Annotated in this window: 21 protein-coding genes and 2 other RNA genes; 3 read left to right on the forward strand and 20 right to left on the reverse strand. The window is 48.7% G+C overall.

The features are described from left to right. Positions 1 to 351 precede the first annotated feature (351 nt). The 4 genes from dtd to HMPREF3090_RS03160 form a co-directional block, all read right to left on the reverse strand. Entirely contained in the window at positions 352 to 798 is a 447-nt protein-coding gene (gene dtd / locus HMPREF3090_RS03145) for a D-aminoacyl-tRNA deacylase (RefSeq protein WP_067976341.1), read from the reverse strand. Positions 799 to 817: 19 nt separating this feature from the next. Continuing rightward, the gene (locus tag HMPREF3090_RS03150) at positions 818 to 3,046 is read right to left on the reverse strand and encodes a RelA/SpoT family protein (RefSeq protein WP_067976343.1); all 2,229 of its coding nucleotides are present in this window, start codon (positions 3,044 to 3,046) and stop codon (positions 818 to 820) included. 133 nt (positions 3,047 to 3,179) lie between these two features. Then, positions 3,180 to 4,130, reverse strand: coding sequence for a 50S ribosomal protein L11 methyltransferase (gene prmA, locus HMPREF3090_RS03155; RefSeq protein WP_067976346.1), 951 nt, complete (start codon positions 4,128 to 4,130; stop codon positions 3,180 to 3,182). Then, positions 4,130 to 4,624, reverse strand: a complete 495-nt coding sequence (locus tag HMPREF3090_RS03160) for a hypothetical protein (protein WP_067976348.1) — start codon at positions 4,622 to 4,624, stop codon at positions 4,130 to 4,132. The genes prmA and HMPREF3090_RS03160 overlap by 1 nt, the downstream gene beginning before the upstream one ends. A gap of 183 nt (positions 4,625 to 4,807) precedes the next feature. Between HMPREF3090_RS03160 and gpsB the strand changes: the two genes are divergently transcribed. The 3 genes from gpsB to HMPREF3090_RS03175 all read left to right on the forward strand — a co-directional run bounded on the left by gpsB (position 4,808) and on the right by HMPREF3090_RS03175 (position 6,837). After that, positions 4,808 to 5,164: a cell division regulator GpsB gene (gene gpsB, locus HMPREF3090_RS03165; RefSeq protein ID WP_067976349.1), complete on the forward strand. Its 357-nt coding sequence runs from the start codon at positions 4,808 to 4,810 to the stop codon at positions 5,162 to 5,164. Positions 5,165 to 5,205: 41 nt separating this feature from the next. Continuing rightward, an RNA gene (gene rnpB / locus HMPREF3090_RS03170) (RNase P RNA component class B) lies at positions 5,206 to 5,555 on the forward strand. 145 nt (positions 5,556 to 5,700) lie between these two features. Further along, a complete protein-coding gene (locus tag HMPREF3090_RS03175) occupies positions 5,701 to 6,837 on the forward strand; it encodes a THUMP domain-containing class I SAM-dependent RNA methyltransferase (protein ID WP_067976351.1) in 1,137 nt (378 codons plus the stop codon). Position 6,838: 1 nt separating this feature from the next. On the opposite strand, the gene HMPREF3090_RS03180 is transcribed toward HMPREF3090_RS03175, so the two are convergent. The 16 genes from HMPREF3090_RS03180 to HMPREF3090_RS03255 form a co-directional block, all read right to left on the reverse strand. Then, positions 6,839 to 7,240, reverse strand: coding sequence for a ribonuclease HI family protein (locus HMPREF3090_RS03180; protein WP_067976353.1), 402 nt, complete (start codon positions 7,238 to 7,240; stop codon positions 6,839 to 6,841). Further along, a complete protein-coding gene (locus HMPREF3090_RS03185; RefSeq protein WP_067976356.1) occupies positions 7,241 to 8,143 on the reverse strand; it encodes a hypothetical protein in 903 nt (300 codons plus the stop codon). A gap of 32 nt (positions 8,144 to 8,175) precedes the next feature. Then, positions 8,176 to 8,988 (reverse strand): carboxyltransferase subunit alpha, encoded by an 813-nt coding sequence (gene accA, locus HMPREF3090_RS03190; protein ID WP_070485903.1) that lies wholly within the window; start codon positions 8,986 to 8,988, stop codon positions 8,176 to 8,178. Between the two features lie 10 nt (positions 8,989 to 8,998). Further along, a complete protein-coding gene (gene accD, locus HMPREF3090_RS03195; protein ID WP_067976359.1) occupies positions 8,999 to 9,862 on the reverse strand; it encodes an acetyl-CoA carboxylase, carboxyltransferase subunit beta in 864 nt (287 codons plus the stop codon). 16 nt (positions 9,863 to 9,878) lie between these two features. Next, the gene (gene accC / locus HMPREF3090_RS03200) at positions 9,879 to 11,249 is read right to left on the reverse strand and encodes an acetyl-CoA carboxylase biotin carboxylase subunit (RefSeq protein ID WP_067976363.1); all 1,371 of its coding nucleotides are present in this window, start codon (positions 11,247 to 11,249) and stop codon (positions 9,879 to 9,881) included. A 20-nt stretch (positions 11,250 to 11,269) separates the two neighbouring features. Continuing rightward, the gene (fabZ, locus tag HMPREF3090_RS03205; protein ID WP_083272359.1) at positions 11,270 to 11,731 is read right to left on the reverse strand and encodes a 3-hydroxyacyl-ACP dehydratase FabZ; all 462 of its coding nucleotides are present in this window, start codon (positions 11,729 to 11,731) and stop codon (positions 11,270 to 11,272) included. An 11-nt stretch (positions 11,732 to 11,742) separates the two neighbouring features. Further along, positions 11,743 to 12,228, reverse strand: a complete 486-nt coding sequence (gene accB / locus HMPREF3090_RS03210; protein WP_067976366.1) for an acetyl-CoA carboxylase biotin carboxyl carrier protein — start codon at positions 12,226 to 12,228, stop codon at positions 11,743 to 11,745. Further along, a complete protein-coding gene (gene fabF / locus HMPREF3090_RS03215; protein WP_070485906.1) occupies positions 12,228 to 13,469 on the reverse strand; it encodes a beta-ketoacyl-ACP synthase II in 1,242 nt (413 codons plus the stop codon). The genes accB and fabF overlap by 1 nt, the downstream gene beginning before the upstream one ends. Before the next feature lie 9 nt (positions 13,470 to 13,478). Continuing rightward, positions 13,479 to 14,210: a 3-oxoacyl-[acyl-carrier-protein] reductase gene (gene fabG, locus HMPREF3090_RS03220; RefSeq protein WP_070485916.1), complete on the reverse strand. Its 732-nt coding sequence runs from the start codon at positions 14,208 to 14,210 to the stop codon at positions 13,479 to 13,481. Between the two features lie 4 nt (positions 14,211 to 14,214). Further along, positions 14,215 to 15,150, reverse strand: coding sequence for an ACP S-malonyltransferase (gene fabD / locus HMPREF3090_RS03225; protein WP_067976373.1), 936 nt, complete (start codon positions 15,148 to 15,150; stop codon positions 14,215 to 14,217). A gap of 86 nt (positions 15,151 to 15,236) precedes the next feature. Further along, a complete protein-coding gene (gene fabK, locus HMPREF3090_RS03230; RefSeq protein ID WP_067976375.1) occupies positions 15,237 to 16,190 on the reverse strand; it encodes an enoyl-[acyl-carrier-protein] reductase FabK in 954 nt (317 codons plus the stop codon). A gap of 27 nt (positions 16,191 to 16,217) precedes the next feature. Further along, positions 16,218 to 16,445 carry an acyl carrier protein gene (locus HMPREF3090_RS03235; RefSeq protein WP_067976378.1) on the reverse strand — a complete coding sequence of 76 codons (228 nt, stop codon included), beginning with the start codon at positions 16,443 to 16,445 and terminating at the stop codon, positions 16,218 to 16,220. A 304-nt stretch (positions 16,446 to 16,749) separates the two neighbouring features. Further along, on the reverse strand, positions 16,750 to 17,091 hold the full coding sequence (locus HMPREF3090_RS03240) for a DUF2187 family protein (RefSeq protein WP_067976381.1): 342 nt from the start codon (positions 17,089 to 17,091) through the stop codon (positions 16,750 to 16,752). A 414-nt stretch (positions 17,092 to 17,505) separates the two neighbouring features. After that, positions 17,506 to 17,870, reverse strand: a transfer-messenger RNA (tmRNA) gene (ssrA, locus tag HMPREF3090_RS03245). 149 nt (positions 17,871 to 18,019) lie between these two features. Continuing rightward, on the reverse strand, positions 18,020 to 18,712 hold the full coding sequence (locus HMPREF3090_RS03250; RefSeq protein WP_067976383.1) for a histidine phosphatase family protein: 693 nt from the start codon (positions 18,710 to 18,712) through the stop codon (positions 18,020 to 18,022). A gap of 19 nt (positions 18,713 to 18,731) precedes the next feature. After that, positions 18,732 to 20,744, reverse strand: a complete 2,013-nt coding sequence (locus HMPREF3090_RS03255) for a fructose-1,6-bisphosphatase (RefSeq protein WP_230081926.1) — start codon at positions 20,742 to 20,744, stop codon at positions 18,732 to 18,734. Positions 20,745 to 20,917: the final 173 nt, after the last annotated feature.

The following is a 20,917-nucleotide window of genomic DNA, read 5'->3' on the forward strand; positions in this document are numbered from 1 at the left end:
GTTCAGGCTAGCAGAAATAGCTCCTCTTCGCAAAAATCCGCCAAAGTCCTTCAGACTTCTCTGGCTTTTGGTTCCAGAGTTCTATTTCTCCCGCTAGCCTTCACACCCTACACAGTCGGGGTCGCAAAGGCAGAGAGGGAGTGACTTCAGCAAAGTGGAATGACCGGCTAAAGCCGCTCTTATCCTCTTTGCCTCCAGTCAACCCTTTCTAACCGCCTTTGCTCACACCCTTAGCTAGTCGGGTTCGAGGATGCAGAAAGGGCTCCTCTTCGCAAATGTCCGTCGAAGGCTTTCAGCCTTCTCAGGCCTTTTACTCCAGAGCTCCCTTTCTAACCGCCTTTGCTCACACCCTTATTCTTCAGAGTCTAAGATGATGGTTACTGGGCCATCGTTAGTTAGGCTAACCTGCATGTCGGCCCCGAATTGGCCTTCTTCAACGTCGAGGTCATAGGCTTCGCGCAGTTTTTGATTGAGGGCCAAGTAGATTTTTTCGCCGTGGTCAGGTTGGGCGGCGTCGACAAAGGAAGGTCGGTTGCCCTTGCGTGTCCGGGCGTAGAGGGTGAACTGGGAGATGGAGAGGATCTTACCGCCTACCTGTTTAATATCCAGGTTGAGCTTGCCCTCTTCATCAGCGAAAATCCGCATTTTAGCAATCTTCCTTGCCATATAGTCCACTGTTTCCTCGTTGTCGTCATCATGGACACCTACTAGGAGCATGAAACCTTCTTGAATAGCGCCCAAAGTCTGGTCGTCAACACTTACAGAGGCTTGGCTAACACGTTGAATAATTACTCGCACAGTCACTCTTCCTTTCTTTTTACTGGGTGGAGGCCCGCTCCACCACATAGACGTCAGGGATATCCTTCACCTTATCAATGATCTTATCTAACTGGTCAATGTTTTGGATAGCCAGGCGGAGGCGGATCTTGGCCATGTTGGTCTTGTGGTCCACATTCCCATTAATATTAGATATCGACTTGGTCAAGGGACTGACCACCTGGATGATTTCATTCAAGAGCCCACTCCGCTCAAAAGCTTCGATGACCAGTTCCACTTCAAAGCTGATATCCGCATCATCCTGGGTATTCTCCCACTCGACTTCAATCAGGCGGTCAGAGAGTTCATCATCCAAGTCGACATTTTTACAGTCGCGACGGTGGACAGAAATGCCCCGTCCCTTGGTAATATAACCAACAATATCATCCCCAGGCACCGGTGTACAACAGTGGGCCAGGCGGAAGAGAAGGTTGTCAGCCCCCTCCACGAAGACACCATCATTATGACGGACCGTCATGGCGGGCTTGCGGTCCTTCTCTTCTTCATCATGGATGACTTCTTCCAGATCCTTCTTATGCAACTCTTCCCGGCGCTTGGCCCGAGCCTTCTCCGTTAAACGATTGGCCACAGCCGAAGCCGAAAGTTCACCAAAACCAACTGCCGCAAAGAGGTCGTCTAAGGAAGAAAAGTTAAAGCGTTCCAAGAGGTCAGCCTGCTTGGTCTTGGTATAGAGGTCCTTGAAGGCAAAGCCGCTCTCGTTGACCGCATCTTCGACTGCTTGTCGACCTTTTTCTAGGTTCTCTTCCCGGTCTAAGAGCTTGAAGAAACGCTTAATCTTGTTCTTGGCCCGGTTGGTTGCCACTAGGTTGACCCAGTCTCGACTAGGACCAGCGGAATTCTTCGAGGTTAGGATTTCCACAATATCGCCATTCTCTAGCTTATAGTTGAGCGGGACAATTTTAGAATTGACCTTAGCTCCGATAGTTTTATTCCCTACCTCTGTGTGGATCTGGTAGGCAAAGTCCAGCGGTCCTGCCCCTGACGGTAACTCTTGGACGTCGCCTTGGGGGGTGAAGACGTAAACCTTGTCCTTGAAAATGTCTTCCTTGACGCTTTCTACAAAGTTTTCTGCGTCAACCGAATCATCTTGGAGGTCTTGGATTTGTTGGAACCAGGCGATCTGGTCGTCTAAGTCATCCTTTTCTACTTCACCGGTAACGCCCTTCTTATAGGCCCAGTGCGCAGCCACCCCGTATTCGGCAACTTCATGCATCTGGTAGGTGCGGATCTGAATTTCAACCGGGACTCCCTTATCCCCTAATACCGTGGTATGGAGGGACTGGTACATGTTGGCCTTGGGCATGGCGATATAGTCCTTGAAGCGGTTAGGCAGGGGCTTCCAGTTGGTGTGGACAACCCCCAGGACGGCATAACAATCCTTGACCGTATCGACCAGAACCCGGATAGCTAGGAGGTCGTAAATTTCCGAGAACTCCTTCTTCTGCTTCTTCATCTTCCGGTAGATGGAATAGATATGCTTAGGCCGCCCATAGATTTCGAAGGGTTCCGCAATGACCCCTTCCATCTGGGCTTGGAGTTTTTCAATAGTTTCATTGATGTAGTTCTCCCGCTCATCCCGCTTGGCATTCATTAAGTGAACAATTTGATAGTAGGCTTCCGGATTAATATAACGCAAGCAGGTATCTTCTAATTCCCACTTGATCTGGCTCATCCCTAAGCGGTCAGCCAGCGGGGCATAGATCTCCAGCGTTTCTCTGGAAATACTGACTTGCTTTTCGGGCTTATGCCACTTGAGGGTCCGCATATTGTGGAGCCGGTCAGCTAATTTTACCATAATTACGCGGAGGTCATTGGCCATGGCGAGGAGCATTTTTTGGTGGTTTTCCGCCTGCTGCTGCTCCTGGGACCGGTATTTCAGCTTCCCTAATTTGGTTACCCCGTCCACCAGAGTCGCCACTGTATCGGAGAAGAAATAGGCAATATCATCCAAGGAAATGCCCGTGTCTTCCACCACATCATGGAGAAAACCGGTCGCCACCGTGTCAGGATCCATGTGCAGTTCCGCTAGAATCGAAGCCACCTGGATAGGATGGGTAAAGTAAGGCTCTCCCGATTTGCGAACTTGGTCACGATGGGCCCGCTCAGCAAAATCAGCCGCCTTAGAGACAAAGGCCAGCTTATCTTCTGGCATATAGGACTTGCAGAGGTCCAATACTTCTTCTTTAGTATAATTTTGTTTTTCAGACATCAAACCTACCCCTTTCTAATTACATCTCAATACCGCGGACAGTCTTAGGTAAGCTATGGCAGTTTAGATGTCTTTTGATGAATGGTTTAACTCATATTTTACCATATCTGAGAGGATAATGAGAAGTATTCCTTTAAATGGAATCCTTAGTCGCTTCCGCCCGCCCCTTAATGGCATAGATACCAAACCAGTCGCCCCGGCGGACGATCTCTTCGATACGGAAATCTGCTTGGATCAGGGCCGCCTTGACCGCTTCAAATTCCTTATAGTAGATGCCCGAGAGGATGAACTTCCCTTGAGGCTCAAGGCAGTCATAGGCTTGGGGGATGAGCGGGATCAAAATATCAGCCAAGATATTAGCCGTGATCAGGTCGACGGGGTCAGCAATCCCGCTTAGCTTATCATTAGCCCGAGCCGAACACCGGTCGGCCACCTGGTTGACTTCAAAATTTTTCTGGGCAATGGGAATGACTTGCTCATCATAGTCAAAGGCCTGGACGGACCGGGCCCCCAGCTTAGCTGCTGCAATGGCAAGGATCCCTGAACCGGTGCCCACATCATAGACCCGGTCCTCTGCTTCAAGATAGCTTTCCAGAAGTTGGAGGGAGAGCTGGGTAGTGGCATGGTCCCCGGTCCCAAAAGCCATTTCTGGGTCCATATAGATAGGAATCAAGGCCTGGCTCTCTTCTTCTTGCCAAGAAGGAATAATATGAATAAAACGACTGATCACTGTGGGCTGGTAGTAACGCTTCCACTCTTCCTCCCAGTTGGTCTCCGCCAATTGACCAATCGCGATCTCTTCTTCGCTATAGGCTGGGTCTAAATCCCTCATAGCTGCTAGGAGGGCCTGGCCCAGATCTTCTTTGGACCAAGCCGTATCAGAAAAATAGCCCACCACCTGGGGAAAGCACGGATAAGCCTGGCGCTTGGCCTCTAACTTAACCACTGATCCTTCCTCTTCTAGCGCATCAAAATCCTTGACATCTTGGATCAGAGCCCCCTGTGAGCCCAGTGCCAGCAAGCTATCCGACATCTGGTCGGAATCTCCGTATTTGACGTCGATTGTCACTTCATAGAATCCCATTAATATACCTCCAATGAATAGCGTTCTTTGTTTCCATAGCGGTTGACTGCCTGACGCTGGGCAACATCTTGCCTCACTGCCTCATGAGGCCAGGTCAAATCGAGCGTCTCCCGCTCACCCCGGTCCAGTTCGCGCAACTGTTGGTCAGCTTGGCGGAGGGTATAGCGCATCCATTTGAGAAGCACTTGGACATAGTCGCCCGTATAAGTCCCATTGCCTAGGTTAGGTGCCAGAATAAAAATCCCCGGCTGCAAACTAATATCTTTGCTATAATAACCAAAACGAAAAGTTAAACTTAAATATGCAAATTCATTACTTTGCTTATTTAAAGCATCTCGCATCATATGATCCGAAGCCGGGCCCTGCCGACTGGGCAGGTGGACCTGGAGAATAATCCCTGTACTCCTCTCATCATAGGTTAATTGCCAGGGAAACTGGAAGCGTATGCCCTGCCACTCCTGGTATAAGTATTCAAATAAGCTCTTTTCGGTCATCTGTCCACACTCCTTTTGGTCATTGCTTGCCCTATCTTGGGGCCTTCACTTCTCTCTATTATAGCCCATCCATCCTTGTTCTCCTAATTTATTAAAAGTTCTCTAAAGCCCTCTTTTCACTGACCTTGACGAAAGAAGATATGCTATACTATTGGAAGACAGTGATAAAAATGGGGTGTAAGGATGTCCGAACGTAATCTGACAACAAAAGATATTTTACAAAAAGAATTTAAACCAGCCATCCGCGGCTTTAACATGCAAGAAGTGGATGAATTTCTAGATATCATCATGCGGGACTATGAGTCCTATGAAAAAGAAATTGCCTACTTACAAGCTGAATTGGAGAAAGCCAAGCGGCAGACTGGCGACGATAAGAGCCGGCAAAGCCGGTCCAAGGCTACCGGAACTAACAAAACCGGTGCAACTACCAATTATGATATTCTCCGCCGCCTATCCAAATTAGAGAAGGCGGTCTTTGGTTCCCAAAGCTATGATGAAGAGGACCATATGGACGATACCATTATTCGCCAAAATTATTAGCATTTTACGCCGACATGCGTTATAATGAGTTATCATATGTAAATTTCGGGTAATCGCGGGTAGTCATACCTGAGGAAAGTCCATGCTCACACTGACTGAGAGGTCAGTAGTGTTCGTGCTTAGCGAAAGCATAAGCTAAGGCAGAGACGGCGGGAAAAACGGCTTCAGCCCTAGGGCTATGCCCCAGTATCCCTGAAAAGTGCCACAGTGACGAAGTTAGTTGGGAAACCAGCTAAGTGGAACGAGGTAAACCCCTCGAGTGAGCAACCCAAATTCGGTAGGGGCACTTGGCAAGCAGAAATGAATGTGAGCCGAGGCAGCAATGCAGATAGATGATTACCGAACTTGCAAACAACCTGGGATGCAAGGGAACAGAACATGGCTTATAGAAATTTACATCAGGTTTGTAAAGAATCCAAGCTTGTGTGGTCTATCCCCAGGCTTGGATTTTTTATATTGTATATGGATTATTTTTGTGTTGGTGACTAGACAATGACTACCAACATAATAACTAAAAAAATTATAAGGAGGATTCCATGAAGACGTATCAGTTAATGGCCAGCTGCGCGAGCGGGATCGAGGCCCTGGTGAAGAATGAATTAAAGGCCCTGGGCTATGACTGCCAGGTCGAGAACGGCCGGGTCCGCTTTGAAGGGGGCCCCCAAGACATCGCCCGGACCAATATCCAATTGCGGACAGCTGACCGGGTTAAAATTATCGTCGGTGAATTTGAAGCCAAAACTTTCGAGGCTCTCTTCGACCAAGTCAAGGCCCTCAATTGGTCGGATCTCCTGCCCTTCGACGCCAACTTCCCTGTCTCCGGCAAGTCCGTCAAGTCCCAGCTCCACTCCGTCCCCACCTGCCAAAAGATGGTCAAAAAAGCTATTGTAGACCACTTAAAAGAAGCTTATTTCCGGCGCGGACAGCTGCCCGAAACCGGTGCCCGCTACCCCATTGAGGTCAGCATCCACAAAGACCAAGCCCTCCTAACCCTGGATACGACGGGAGATAGCTTGTTCAAGCGGGGCTACCGCCAGGCTAAAGGAGGCGCACCACTCAAGGAAAACTTCGCAGCTTCCCTGGTTAAACTAACGACCTGGTTCCCCGACCGGCCCTTGGTGGACCCTACCTGTGGCTCAGGGACTATCGCCATTGAAGCAGCTATGATTGGGATGAATATCGCACCGGGAATGCGCCGGCACTTTGTCTGCGAGGACTGGGATATCTTCCGGGACCAGGAGTTCGACAAGGAGCGGGCTGCTGCTAAAGCGGCCATTGACCATGACATCCAACTGGACATCCAGGCTTCGGATATTGACCACCGCATGGTTGAAATTGCCAAAGCCAATGCCCAAGCGGCAGGAGTTGCCCATCAAATTACCTTTAAGCAGATGCAAGTGGCTGACTTTACAACGAATAAAGACTTCGGCATTATGATCAGCAACCCGCCTTATGGGGAGCGGCTCAATGATGAAGACAGTGTCCACAAACTCTACCAAGAAATGGGCGAGGTCTTCCGTCCCCTCGAGACCTGGAGCAAGTATATCCTGACTTCAGACTTGGCCTTTGAAGACTATTACGGTGAGAAGGCCACCAAGAAGCGCAAGCTTTACAACGGCGCTTTGCGGACCGACTTCTTCCAATTCTGGGGCAAGAAGAAGAAATCACATTAAGCTAAAGCGGGGCCTGGCGCATGGCCTGCTTGGCGAGCTGGTCAGCCCCCCGGTTGTCAGCTTCCGGCACCCAGTTCAAATGAAATTGAGGAAATTTAGCAAGAGCAAGTAAGATAGCCTGGATGGCCTGGCTATAGGGACTGTTCTTGCTTTTTTTCTTGCGTATGGCGTCATAAACGGCCCGGCTGTCCGTTTGGCAGATGATCAGGTCATGCGTACGCCCTTGGTCCTCGAGCAGCTCTAAGGCGATTTTAAGGGCAGAGAATTCAGCTAAGTGGTTGTCCATTTTTTGAGGCAGGGAGAATTTGAGGGGGTGCTGCTTGCCCCCTTCCAGCCAGAGAATTCCGACCCCCACCCGGCCGTCCTTGACATTGACCGAAGCATCGATGGCGAGACGTATCACCTAGATCACTCCTTTCATAATTTTTTTAAGTAGACGGTAAAGGTCGTCTTCTGGGTCAGCTGCCGCTAGAGCAGTCAATAAGTCAGCGGGTGACTGGTCGAGGTCTCCTTCGAAGGGATAGAGCAAGCCCGTCAAAAGCACCCACTCCTCCTCCAGATAGGCCTTAACCAAGGGCTCCTTAAAGAAACAAGCCTCCAAGTAGTCTTGGCCAGCCTGGAAGAAAGACCGGTCCTGGGGCTGGTCTAAAGTAGCTAAATGGAGCTCATGACGCTTACCAAAAGGCCCCTCTAGAACTAAGTGGCCTTGGTCTCCAGCCTCCAACAAGCGCACCAGGAAATCCGTCCGTACCAGACTAGGTCCAGGATGTCTAGTCAGATAGGCTCGGATGAAAGCTTGAACCTGGTCAGCTGCTAAGCTGTCTAAGACCTGGTAGCAGGCCATAGCCTGGCTCGGATCCGAGCCTAGGTCGCTATCTAAGTAAGCGGTCAGCGCCTTTTGACTAGCAGCCGCTTCTTTAGCAGCTGTCTGATCGGGATAGAAGATAAAATCGATCCAATCCTGGTCGATAGCTGGTCCCTGACGCACAAAAAGCCCCAGCTCTGAAAACTCTTTCAAAGTACTTGGGGCAGTCTGAGCCAATAGGGACATGGCGCTTTCATATAAGAGGAGGGCTTGGTCTTGGTCAAGCTCCTCTAAAACTTGCTGGGTCAAAGCCAGAGCTCGATCAGCCTGGTCCTGGTCCAGCAAAACCTGGATTAAGTCCAGGAAAAACTTGGAAAAATTTCCGGCCTGTCGCTGAGCCTGGCGGATAGCGGCCAGGCCCTGACTGAGGCCCCCTGCTGCCTTAAGCGCTAGGGCTTCTTCGATCAGGGACCGGCAGTCAGCATTTCTTTCCATTGACATGGCGCATGCCTCCCTTTGTTGTCACATTCTCCTTAAAATTGACGAAAACGCGCTTCGCGGGCTAGGCGGATGGCTTCAGCTGACTTACCATCCCAGTCCTCTAATTCCTTGATGAGCATGGTTTTGATATTATCAGCTAAGTGTTCCTTGGTGATCGCCTCTCCCCGTTGGCGGACGGGAATAATTTCATCCACTACACCCAATTCATAGAGGTCTTTAGCGGTGAACTTCATCAGTTCCGCTGCCTCATTGGCCCGGTTAACATCCTTCCACAGAATAGTCGCAAAGCCTTCTGGGGAAAGAATGGAATACATGGCGTCTTCTAGGATCCAAACCCGGTTGGTCACTGCCAGGGCTAGGGCCCCACCGCTCCCTCCTTCCCCAATTAAGACGGAGATATTAGGAGCAGATAAACGCCCCAAAGCCTGCATGGACCGGGCAATAGCTTCACCAACCCCCCGGTCTTCCGCTTCCATATCGCAAAAGGCACCGGAAGTATTGATAAAGCTAATGACTGGACGCTTAAATTTATCAGCTTGTTCCACTAGGCGGATGGCCTTGCGGTAACCCTCCGCATGGGGAGAGCCAAAGTTACGTTCCACATTTTCTTTAGTGGTGTGACCCTTTTCTGTCCCGATAATGGTCACCGGCCGGCCATCTAAACGACCGACCCCACCATAAATCGCGGCATCGTCCCCATAGGCCCGGTCGCCGTGGAGTTCATAGAAATCGTCACAGATGTAATTGGCCAGTTCCGAAGTAGTCAGCCGCTGGGTATCCCGAGCAGCTTTTACAACCTCACTTGGATGGAGAGAAGATCGCTTTTTTGAATGACTTTCTAGCATAATACACTCCTTAAGCTTGGCAATGGATGGACAGCAAGGCAGATAGTTCCTCTCTTAATTGCTGGCGGGGGATGATCCGGTCAACGAAACCATGGGCCAATTGGTGCTCGGCACTCTGGAAGCTGTCAGGCACAGCCTGGTGGATAGTTTGTTCAATCACCCGCTTGCCGGCAAAACCGATTAAAGCGCCCGGTTCGGCACAGATAATATCAGCCTGCATGGCAAAACTAGCCGTTACCCCACCCGTTGTTGGATCAGTCAAAACAGCCAGGTAGAAGAGGCCAGCCTCGCTGTGTCGTTCCACAGCCAGCGAAATCTTGGCCATCTGCATCAGGGAGACAATCCCTTCTTGCATCCGAGCCCCCCCACTCGCTGTAAAGACCACAACTGGCAGGCTTTCTTTAAGAGCTAACTCGAAGAGGGAAGTTAACTTCTCCCCCACCCGGGCGCCCATGGACCCCATCATGAAGAAGGGATTCATACAGGCAAAGGCAAGTTTCTGTCCATTGAGCTTACCTAGGCCCGTGGTGATGGCTTCATCCGTCTGAGCCCGTTCTTGGGCCTTGGCCCGCTTCTCCTCATAGCCTGGAAAGTCCAGGGGATTAGCATGTCCTCCGTCTTCAAAGAGAGGCTCAAAAGAATCTTGATCCAAGATCAAACGAATCCGCTCCTGGGCTGAAATCCGGAAATGATAGTCACAATTGCTGCAAACATAGGCCGGTTTCATATCCTGGGTCAGGATGGTTTGCTGGCACTGGGGACACTTCTGCCACATGCCGTCAGGAATATAGGGCTTGTGGTTAGGATCAACGACGTCCACCTGGCTGGCCTGGGGCACATGAATATAAGATTTCTTTTTCCGCTTGAAAGCCATCAGCTCAGCTCCCTTCTCAGTTTGATTGTGCGGCTAGCCAGGCAGGTAGGAGGCTGGCTTCAAGGTAGTCATTGCTGTAATCCCCAGAAAGAAAGCCTTTATCCTCAAGAATGGCTTGGAGGAGGGCCTGGTTAGAGGCAATGCCTTCAATCCGCAGCTCGCCTAGGGCCCGCTTCATCCGTTGCACAGCTTCTTCTCGGTCCGCCCCATAAGCAATCAATTTAGCAAACATATTATCATAGTATGGCGGCATTTGATAGCCATTATAGACACTTGATTCTAGTCGCAAGCCCAAATTGCCTGCCGGAAAATGAATAAAGTCAAAGGATCCGGTTGAAGGATAGAAGTGCTGCTCTGGGCGCTCCGCATTCAAGCGGACCTCAATGGCATGGCCTTCAAAGTGAATATCCTCCTGGTCCAAGCTCAGGGGTTGCCCCGCCGCAATTTCAATTTGCTTTTTGACCAAGTCGACGCCAGTAACCATTTCCGTGATCGGATGTTCGACCTGGATCCGGGTATTCATCTCCATAAAATAGAAGTTCTGGTCCTCGTCCACCAAAAATTCTATGGTCCCAGCCCCAGTATAGTTAACTTCTTCGCCCGCTTGGACTGCTGCTGCACAGATCTTCTCGCGAATCGCTTGGCTGATAAAGGGACTTGGACTCTCTTCGAGCACTTTTTGGTGGTTGCGCTGGAGGGAGCATTCCCGCTCCCCTAGGTGGATCACTTTACCATAGTTATCACCGAGGATTTGAACTTCAATGTGGTGGGCAGGATGGATGACCTTCTCCATGTAGAGCTGGTCATTTTGGAAGTTCTGTTGGGCTTCCAAGCGGGCCTCATCGAAGGCCGACTGCAATTGACTAGCCTCCTTGACTAGGCGCATGCCCTTGCCCCCACCTCCAGCTGTGGCTTTGAAGAGGACCGGATAACCCACTTCTTCAGCGATAGCTAGGGCTTCCTCGGCGCTATTAACGGAGTCTTCGCTCCCAGGAATAACTGGAACCTTAGCGGCCTGCATGGTTTCCCGGGCATGTTGCTTGTCCCCCATCTGGTCAATCACATCCGCTTCCGGTCCGATAAAGACAATATTCATCTCCCGGCAGAGGCGGGCAAATTTACTATTTTCCGATAAGAAGCCAAAACCGGGATGGATGGCCTGGGCCCCAGTAACGACAGCTGCGCTGAGGATAGAGGGCATGTTTAAATAGGAGTCAGCTGCGGATGCTTTCCCAATACAGACTGCCTCATCAGCTAAGGAGACATGCATTGCATCGGCATCCGCTTCGGAGTATACAGCCACTGTTTGGATGCCCATCTCCTTACAAGTTCGAATGATTCGAACGGCGATTTCGCCACGGTTGGCAATAAGTATTTTCTTAAACATTTGACCACTTTCTTTATTACTTAAATATCGCGTTCAACATCTGATACGGCGAAGGTCATTTGGCATTCACTGCATAGAACGCCATCTTCACGGTGGATAGTAGCCTTAGCCAAGCCAATATTCCGCTTAATCTTTAAGATATCAACGGTCACGGTAAGGACGTCGCCTGGAACAACCTTCTGGCGGAATTTAACCTTGTCCACCCCTGCTAAGTAACCGGTCCGCTTGGTGAGGCCGTCCGTCATCAAGAGCGGAATCGAACCAGCCTGGGCCATGGTTTCAATTTGAAGGACACCTGGCATGACTGGTTCACCAGGGAAGTGGCCGACAAAATAAGGTTCGTTAATGGTCACGTTCTTGCGTGCCACCACGCGTTTGCCAACCTCTAATTCCGTTACCCGGTCGATAAAACAAATTGGATAGCGGTTAGGAATGATGTCCATAATCTCTTGGGCATCTAAGATAATTTCATTATTTTCCACAAGATCTCTCCTTAACTAATCTCAAATAGAGGCTGGCCGTATTCAACGACTTCGCCGTCCTTGACTAAAATCTGACTGATGGTCCCTGAGTATTCAGCTGGGATTTCATTCATAATCTTCATGGCTTCCACGATACATACCGTTTCCCCCGCCTGGATGGTCTGACCCAAGCTCACATAAGGGTCACGGTCAGGACCTGGCGCCAGGTAGACCACACCCACAATAGGACTGGTCACAACTTGGCCAGTCAAGCTTTCTTCTTCCTTACTTGCTTCTTCTGCCGCTGGCGCAGGAGCAGGCGAAGCCTCTTCTTGACCTGCTTTTTCAGCAGCCAAGGCGTCGACGGAAGTGGCCGCTTGGTCAGTCAATTTGGCATTCAGGGCATCAGTTTCCAACTTGGACATGACAATCTCTAGGTCTTCATTCTTGAAGACAAATTGCTGCAAGCTGGATGCATCTACGGCTTGGATAAGCGCCTTAATTTCTTTTGTTTCCATTAGTCTTGAGTCACCTTCTTAAAGCAAATCACCGTATTGTGGCCACCGAAACCAAGGGCATTAGAAACTAAAGCATCAATTTGGCGGTCTTCCCCTTGGCCAGTTACCAAGTGGAGGTCACAGTCTTCATCTGGCACTTGGTAGCCGACCATGCCTGGGATAAAGCTTTCTTCCATGGCTTTCAGACTGGCGATGGCTTCAACAGCACCAGCAGCCCCTAAGAGATGGCCGACTGCTGCCTTGGTTGAGGTCACTGCGACGTCTTGACTATAATCGCCAAAAGCCGTTTTGATAACATGGCTTTCTACTCGGTCATTAGTTGGCGTAGACGTTCCATGGGCGTTGACATATTGCACGTCGCCTTGGCCGAGGCCAGCTTCTTTAAGGGCAAGTTCAATAGCCTTGACAGCTTCTTGACCTTCTGCATGAGGAGCTGTCAGGTGGTAGGCATCGGAAGTTGCTCCGTAGCCAGCCACTTCAGCGTAAATCTTAGCACCCCGGGCTTGGGCAGATTCTAAGCTTTCAAGAAGCAAGATGCCAGCCCCTTCGCCCATAATGAAGCCTGCCCGTTCCTTATCGAAAGGAATGGAGGCACGGTCAGGGTCTGAAGTGGTGTTCATCGCGGTGAGGTTTTCAAAGCCGGACATGGCAATCTCACAGATGGATGATTCGCCCCCACCAGCTAGCATATAGTCGGCGTAGCCGTGCTTGATATAGCGGAAGGCTTCACCAATAGCATTGTTAGCTGAAGCACAGGCTGTTGATACGGTTTGGGCTGGGCCATGGATACCAAAATGCATAGAGATATTGGCCCCACCCATGTTGGAGATGGCCATCGGAACGAATAAAGGATTCACCCGTTTTGGCCCCTTAGCAATCATCTTGCGGATCCCTGATTCCATTTCTTGAACCCCGCCGATACCGGTCCCAAAATAAATACCGACCCGATCGCGGTCCACTTGGTCAAGGTCTAAGCCAGCGTCTTTGAGAGCTTCGCTTGACGCTGCAATCGCGTATTGGGCGTAAGGTTCCATCCGTTTGGCTGACTTGCGGTCCATATAATCCTTGGGCTCGAAGTCTTTAACTTCAGCTACTAACTGGGTATCCAGGCCGCTAGCATCGAACTTGGTAATCGGTCCAATGCCATGCTTGCCTGCTTTTAAATTGGTCCAAAAATCTTCGACTGAATTTCCTAAGGGGGTCACAGCCCCTAGACCTGTCACTACAACTCTTCTCGTCATAAGAACCTCCTAGTTCATATTGAGACCACCGTTAATTTCAAGGGTGGTTCCGGTAATATACTTACTATTTGCTAGGAATAAGATCGCTTCTGCTACTTCCTCTTGCTCGCCGAAGCGCTTGAGCGGAATTTCATCTAGCATGGCTTCTTTTGTTTTGTCTGATAATTTATCGGTCATGTCGCTAGAAATAAAACCAGGTGCCACGGCATTAACGGTGATCTGGCGGCTGGCTAGCTCGCGGGCTGCCGATCGGGTCAGGCCGATCAAACCAGCCTTGGAAGCCGAGTAATTAGCCTGGCCGATATTTCCAATAATACCGGATAAACTCGATACATTTATGATAGCACCTCTACGTTGTTTTAGCATTATTTTTGACACCTGACGGATCAAATTAAAGCTTCCCTTAAGGTTCACGTCAATGACTTGGTCGAAATCTTCTTCAGACATGCGGATCAAGAGGCTGTCCTTGGTAATCCCGGCATTGTTGACTAGGACATCGACTTGACCAAAGTCCTTGTGAATGGCTTTAACCACCTGGCTAGTCAGGTCAAAATCTGAAACATCAGCCAGGTACTCTCTCACTTCTACCCCATAATCCCGGATGGCTTCCAAGAGCGATTCATCCGCTTGGGACCGGTTGACCATGGCAATGCGGTAGCCAGCCTTGGCAAAGGCGAGCGCCGTCGCAGTGCCGATACCGCGATTAGCGCCCGTAATAATAAGGGTTTCTTCTTTAGACATATGCTTATTCTCCTGATAATTCATTAATGGTTTTCTGTAAGTTATCGAGGTCCCCCACCCGGTAGCAAGCTACCGAGCGGTCAATCTGCTTCATAAAGGAAGACAGGGTCTTACCTGGACCGATTTCAATAAAACAATCCACGCCTTGGTCTAAGAGATAACGGATCGAATCCTCCCAGCGAACGGGGCGGTACATCTGCTTGGCCAAGTTTTCTTTCAAATGCGCCATATCATGGGCTTGGGCTGTGGTATTAGAAATGACGGGATACTGCATGTGGTCAAAATCAACCGCCTCCAGGGCCTGCTTAAAGTCCGCACTAGCAGGCTCCATCAAGGCCGTATGGAAGGGCCCAGAGACCTTGAGAGGGATTAGCTTCTTGCTCCCACGTGCCTTGAGTTTCTCACAGGCTAGGTCAACGGGCTCTTCATAGCCCCCAATCACCACTTGCTTAGAGGTATTGTAGTTAGCGGGGGCCACATAAGCGCCGCTTTCTTCGCGGGCTTCTTGGCAGGCTGCTTCAATGGTCTCGCGGGGCGTGTTCATCACAGCCACCATTTTACCTAAGCCGGATGGTACGGCTTCGGCCATGATTTTGCCACGCTGGCGGATTAAATCCAAGCAAGTGGCATAGGACAAAGCGCCTGCATCCATCAGAGCCGCATATTCCCCGAGGCTAAGTCCCAGACTATAGTCCGCCTGAATCCCCGCTTCATGGAGGACCTGGGTCAGCATGGCTTCAATCGTAATCAAGGCAGGCTGCGTATATTGGGTCTCATGGATCTTCTCGTCGTCCTCAAAGCAGATGGCTTTCATATCATAGGATGTGACGGCGCTCGCTTCCTCAAAAAATGTCTCCAAGTGAGGATAATGGGCTAAGATATCCTGGCCCATCCCCTTGAACTGGGCGCCCTGGCCACTGTACATGAAGGCAATTGACATGGAATCCCTCTTTCTTTATTGTTTATTATTTATAGTTAAAATAAAAACAGCGAAAGCAATAAAAAAGTTAGCCCTCACTGTCCGTCTTAATTCATACTGGCATGCTGCTGAATCAGCTCGCGACATTCTTGCATGTAGGACTGAATAATTTCTTCACAGGTCTCTTCTTGGTGAATGAGTCCGGCAATCTGACCGGCCATTAATGAACTATTATCCACATCCCCATCAACAACCGCTCGTTTCAAGGCCCCTTTGGCTAAAGCTTCTAGCTTGGTCCAATCAGGTTGGTCCTTGGCCGCTTCTTCATGTTCCAGCTTAAGATATTTCTTGGTCAGTTTATTACGTAAGACACGAACTGGATGGCCAGTCGATTCACCTGTAATCACTGTATCAATATCCTTAGCATTGATGATTTTTTCCTTGAAATTAGGATGGGCATTCGATTCCTTGGCGACCACAAAACGCGTCCCCACTTGAATCCCTGAAGCACCTAACATCAAGGCAGCTGCCATGCCCCGGCCGTCACCAATCCCACCGGCTGCAATGACCGGAATATCGACGGCATCAACTACTTGAGGAACCAAGGCCATGGTGGTTAATTTACCAATATGTCCACCCGACTCCATGCCTTCCACAATCAGAGCGTCGACCCCTTCACGGGCCATGCGCTTAGCAAGGGCAACGGAAGCAACCACGGGAATCACCTTAATGCCTGCTGCCTTGAAACGTTTCATGTACTTGCCTGGTGAACCAGCACCAGTTGTGACAATCTTTACGCCAGATTGGCAAAGATAGTCAACCAAGTCATCCACATGGGCATTGAGTAACATGACATTAACCGCAAAGGGCTTGTCCGTTAAGGCCTGCATCTTCTCGACTTTTTCTTGGACGAGTTCAACAGGATCATGTCCCGTCCCAATCACACCTAAAGCTCCGGCATTAGAGACAGCAGATGCAAGGTCTGCATCTGCCACCCATGCCATGGCGCCTTGGACGATGGGGTAAGTGACACCCATTTCTTTCCATAAATCAGTTTTCATTAAGCGCCTACTCTCTTAACTGTCGGCTTATTGGTTGTTGTCAACAAAGTCAACGAGGTCTTGAACAGTCGCAATGTTAGTTTCATCTTCATCGATGGTAACATCGAATTCGTCTTCGATTTCATTGATGATTTGGAAGATGTCTAAGCTATCTGCATCTAAACCGTCTTGGATGTTAGTGTCAGCCTTTACTTCTTCTGCCTCAACGTCTAATTGGTCAACGATAATTTCTTGGATTTTTTCAAATGTTGTCATTATTCTGTCTCCTTTATTTTATAAGAAAATTTTTACCATTCATTGAATGGATCGATTAGAGCTATCTTAAACTAAGTCCATGGACTTGTCAATTTAAGTCAGCTAGACTTAAAGAATTTTTTAAAGCCATCACAGCTCTTCAAATTCTCAACAAAAAGTATGATAACTTATTGTTTTTAATTTGTCAAATTATAATATACTTTATTTAGATAAATTAAAAGTGCAACAAAAGACTTCCCCCCAGCCTCCCCTGCAAAAAACAGTGAGACAGCCAGGACGGTTTAACTTTTGTCGCACAGGTCGATTATTGGTAAATATTTACAAATTCATCAATATCTTTGAAGTTAACAATGGTTCGCTCTTCACAGATATCCAGCATCTTCTCATTAGAATAGTCCCAATAGATACGGACAACAGCTGAATTGGTGAGCAATTTTTCGATGATTCCGGTCATATCGCAGTCTCTAAATTGAAATTTTATTTCATCTCCAACATCAGGACGAACCGATTTCTTTACCTGATCAATGACAGCGCAGGCTTCTTCATAGGAAAGGTCAATCAAATTCGCAATCCGAGATTTGTTTGTTCCCCTTCTTAGCTCCGTTTCAACCAACGCTTGAACTTCAGGAGTCAGCTTAATTTTCATACTTACGCCTCTTTCTTTGGAAACAAATAATAGCTACTAGTCTTATTTTAACATCATTTTAATATTTTTGCTAATATTTGCATTTTTGACTGCTTGAGGACTTGTTTAGCAACACAAAAAAGGCCTCTGCATGTGCATGCGATGTTATTTAGTCAAGAAAACCTGACATAAAGGTTTCCCATGCGCATATGGTCTACCCACTAAACATTACTGAGAGAGACAAAAGAAAAAAGCCACGGCTGAACCATGGCTTCATATCTGTTAGGAGGCTTAATGCAGTCCCTCCTCAACTTTTGCGGGGCTTTTTCCCTCAAGCTTTATACTGGAGGGGTATGCTTTTAAACACTTTAAACTTCTCTAAGAACATTGTCATATCAACGTTTGAGAGCCATTTTTAAATCATCTAAGCCCCTTCAATGGAGATGAGGGGAGTCGAACCCCTGTCCAGACATTCCGATTATATGACGTTTACACTCATAGTCATAAGATTCATTTTAGCGCCCCAGGGGTCTTATGACAAACCGATCTGGTTAGCGAACCTGGTGAATCTCTTCTCTAACTTCCAGGTGGAAAGTTAGAGCGTATCCCACTTCAATAGGACCCGAAACTAATACATGGGCGATACTAGGCGGATCTTAGCATGCTGCTAGGCAGCGAATGCTAAAGTTTGATTTTCTTGTTTGTCAGTTATATTTAAACTGTTTGACGTTTTTACGAAGTCGTCGCTTCGGAATGTAGTCATACATCGGGGCATGCCTGTCGAATTCCGGAACATCCCCGAATGTGATGCAAAAATAATTATAACAAATACTAAGGCTCAGTGCAAGCCTCATGCCCTATCGACCACAAAGCAGGCCCTCCTTTTGTAAGAGAGCCTGCTTTTTTTAGTTATTACTTAGACCAGTCATCAGGGCGAATCTCTAAGAGCTTAATCCTCAGCAAGCTCTACGAAATGCTTGGTCTGGTTGTAAGCTTCCAGGTGGTAGAAACCATCCTGGTAGCGGAGGATGCTGACACTGGCATTGTCTAACATCTGGTCGATCTCAAAATCAGGAATGAGTTCATGGATCATATTGCGAATGGTGATGCCGTGAGAGACAATGAGGATATTCTGGTCGGTCTCTCGGTGCTTAGTAATGACATCGATCAAGCCCAGTTCCACCCGCAGCCAGAAGGTCATAAAGTCCTCGGCATCATGGCTAGGGTCCAATTCATGGAAGGCATCCATCTCAACTTTAACCGCATCAGGAGAGGTCAATCCCTCATAGCCCCGGCTCAAGTCTTGGTGGACATGCCGACTCACGCCGTCCCAGATCTCCTTAGCATCCAGGCCTTCGAAGCTGCCAAAGAACTGCTCGCGGAATTCGGGGCGTTTTTGAATTTCTAGGCCCTGGCCCTGCTTATTCTGATCTAAGACCAATTCAGCTGTCTTAACCGTCCGCTGCAGGTCACTGGTATAAACAGCGGAAAATTCAATCTCCGCTAGGCCCCGGCCGCTGCGCATGGCGTCCCGGATCCCCTGATCCGTTAAGGGGGCATCACACCAGCCCTGCATGCGGTTATACTTGTTCAGATAAGTTTGGCCGTGGCGCATAAAGTAAATGCTGACACCTTTGGACATCGCTTCAATCTCTCCCTTATTAATTGTTAACTTCCTTCTCTGCTATCTTACCAGAACGGAAGGCGCAAAGTAAATCTTTAAGGTCTTGGACATTGGCTTTTAATGCTTGGCCGACATCCGTCTGCCCCACTGTCTTACGTTCCAGTTCCTTATCGACCACACGCCGGGTGGAAATAATATCCGTTCCGTTCATCACCACGTCTTCGACCCCCTTGAAGGCTTGGTGGCAGACCAATTGCATACCAAAAGAGTTAAAGAGCAGGGTATAACCTGCAAGTCCTGTTGTGGATTGGTAGGCCTTGGAGAAGCCCCCATCAATAACCAGGAGCTTTCCATTAGCCTTGATAGGGTCTTCCCCCTTGATTTCCTTGACGGGGGTGTGCCCATTGATCACATGGCCGCATTCCACGGGCAGGTCGAATTCTTTGAGGATGGTATCCACACAGGCCTCCTCTTCTCGCCAGCTGTAGTAAGTATTTTTATATTCTTCATGGGTGTCCTTATCCTTGACATAGTAGCGTTCGAAGGTCCGCATCTGCTTCTTGCCAAAGAGCGAGGAGGCTTCGCCCTGCCAGAGATACCAGCAATAGTCCAAGTAGGGATTTTTGCTTTCATCAGCCTGGCGGAAACTATACATCAGGCGCATCTGCTTATCGAACTTATCCATAAGTGTGCGTCCCCCATAGAACTTGCCATCGATTTCCAGCTCCTTAAAGGAATGGTCCTCATTAAAAGGAATACAGCCGTGGAAGAGCAAGTTATCGTTGTAGCACTTGTAGATCCCCCCCTTGCGGTAGAGGAAGGCAATATGCTTATGGAGCCGGTCGCAATTGAGGAAGGCTTCCTGGAGCCGGTCCATAATCATCTCTTCATCTTCCGTCAGCCGGTAGGGGTCATCGGGGTCAACAGTGGGGAAATGGGTATTGAGCAAGCGGTGCCAGTTCCCATCGACGAAGACCTGGCCCTTGTCAAAGTCAATCTTATCTAAAAGCAGGCGGTTGTCACAGTTGAATTCAGGATGGCGCTTGATAATGGCCGCTTCCAACTTGAACTGGATAATGGCCATGGCTTGTTGCATCTTGGCAATCTGGACGATTTCAGCTGGGAAGTGGTCAATATCTGGGTCTAATTTGGGCATAAAAATCCCTAAATCATCATCTGAATAGGTTGCGTCCACAAAGGAAACCAATTGGCGCAGCGAAATCCCGTAAGCGTCCTCAATGATATTCAAGTTATCATAGCGGGCGCAGATGCGGATGACATTGGCAATCAGGACCCGAGACCCACTGGCAGCTCCCATCCAGATCACATCGTGGTTGCCCCACTGAATGTCAAGAGACTTCTTTTCCATCAAGAGGTCAATAATCTTATCTGGACTATCACCCCGGTCGTAGATATCCCCAAGAATATGGAGGTGGTCCACGACTAATTCACGGATTAACTCCGACAAGCGTACCACTAAGAGGTCAGCTTCATTCAATTCAATGATATTCTCTACGATATTATGGTAATAGTATTCCTTATTGGTCACAACGGAATCCTTAAAAATCAGCTCTTCCATAATATAAGCCATGTCCTTAGCCATAGCCTTGCGCACCTTAGACCGGGTGTACTTAGACACCACGAACTGGGCCAGTTTGACCAAACGGGATATAATCGTATAGTAGAAATCAACTACTTCCCGCTCGCTGGTGAATTGAGGAAGGAGGTGGGCCAACATCTCTTCAGGATAATAAATAATCGTCGCCAATTCATTACGCTGTTCCTGGCTGAGCAAGGAACCAAAAACTTCAGAAATCTTTTCTTTGATATTCCCTGAGCCGTTACGTAAGACATGGTTGAAGGCATTGAATTCCCCATGGAGGTCGCTCATGAAATGTTCCGTGCCCTTGGGTAGCTCCATAATGGCTTCCAAGTTGATGATTTCAGTTGTTGCAGCAGCCTGGTTAGGAAATTTTTGGGCCAGTAATTGCAAGTAACGGTCATGTGTATAGGAGGCTTTTGTATCCATACGCTTAATCCCTTCAAACATATTTGTAAGAAAACACTTACATCTTCTATTCATTATAGCATGCTTTTCGTTTTCTGCTAGAAACTTTCCAATAAAAATATTCTTTAGCGAATTGTATTGGCCAGTATCCGCTCAACTTTTTGAATCGGTATAAAGTTTTTTATTGGTCATCAAGCTAGTGTTGAGGATTAGAG

It is taken from the genome of Aerococcus sp. HMSC23C02, assembly GCF_001806805.1.
GTDB classification, from domain to species: Bacteria; Bacillota; Bacilli; order Lactobacillales; family Aerococcaceae; genus Aerococcus; species Aerococcus sanguinicola.

Excerpts from the sequence above, each read along its gene's own strand:
- HMPREF3090_RS03185 (WP_067976356.1), bottom strand. The coding sequence starts at position 8,143 with ATGTCAATGGAAAGAAATGCTGACTGCCGGTCCCTGATCGAAGAAGCC.
- HMPREF3090_RS03235 (WP_067976378.1), bottom strand. The coding sequence starts at position 16,445 with ATGACAACATTTGAAAAAATCCAAGAAATTATCGTTGACCAATTAGAC.
- gpsB (WP_067976349.1), top strand. The coding sequence starts at position 4,808 with ATGTCCGAACGTAATCTGACAACAAAAGATATTTTACAAAAAGAATTT.
- HMPREF3090_RS03250 (WP_067976383.1), bottom strand. The coding sequence starts at position 18,712 with ATGTCCAAAGGTGTCAGCATTTACTTTATGCGCCACGGCCAAACTTAT.
- HMPREF3090_RS03150 (WP_067976343.1), bottom strand. The coding sequence starts at position 3,046 with ATGTCTGAAAAACAAAATTATACTAAAGAAGAAGTATTGGACCTCTGC.
- fabK (WP_067976375.1), bottom strand. The coding sequence starts at position 16,190 with ATGAAAACTGATTTATGGAAAGAAATGGGTGTCACTTACCCCATCGTC.
- prmA (WP_067976346.1), bottom strand. The coding sequence starts at position 4,130 with ATGGGATTCTATGAAGTGACAATCGACGTCAAATACGGAGATTCCGAC.
- accA (WP_070485903.1), bottom strand. The coding sequence starts at position 8,988 with ATGCTAGAAAGTCATTCAAAAAAGCGATCTTCTCTCCATCCAAGTGAG.
- HMPREF3090_RS03240 (WP_067976381.1), bottom strand. The coding sequence starts at position 17,091 with ATGAAAATTAAGCTGACTCCTGAAGTTCAAGCGTTGGTTGAAACGGAG.
- HMPREF3090_RS03160 (WP_067976348.1), bottom strand. The coding sequence starts at position 4,624 with ATGACCGAAAAGAGCTTATTTGAATACTTATACCAGGAGTGGCAGGGC.
- accB (WP_067976366.1), bottom strand. The coding sequence starts at position 12,228 with ATGGAAACAAAAGAAATTAAGGCGCTTATCCAAGCCGTAGATGCATCC.
- accD (WP_067976359.1), bottom strand. The coding sequence starts at position 9,862 with ATGGCTTTCAAGCGGAAAAAGAAATCTTATATTCATGTGCCCCAGGCC.
- HMPREF3090_RS03175 (WP_067976351.1), top strand. The coding sequence starts at position 5,701 with ATGAAGACGTATCAGTTAATGGCCAGCTGCGCGAGCGGGATCGAGGCC.
- fabF (WP_070485906.1), bottom strand. The coding sequence starts at position 13,469 with ATGACGAGAAGAGTTGTAGTGACAGGTCTAGGGGCTGTGACCCCCTTA.
- HMPREF3090_RS03255 (WP_230081926.1), bottom strand. The coding sequence starts at position 20,744 with ATGTTTGAAGGGATTAAGCGTATGGATACAAAAGCCTCCTATACACAT.
- accC (WP_067976363.1), bottom strand. The coding sequence starts at position 11,249 with ATGTTTAAGAAAATACTTATTGCCAACCGTGGCGAAATCGCCGTTCGA.
- fabD (WP_067976373.1), bottom strand. The coding sequence starts at position 15,150 with ATGTCAATTGCCTTCATGTACAGTGGCCAGGGCGCCCAGTTCAAGGGG.
- fabG (WP_070485916.1), bottom strand. The coding sequence starts at position 14,210 with ATGTCTAAAGAAGAAACCCTTATTATTACGGGCGCTAATCGCGGTATC.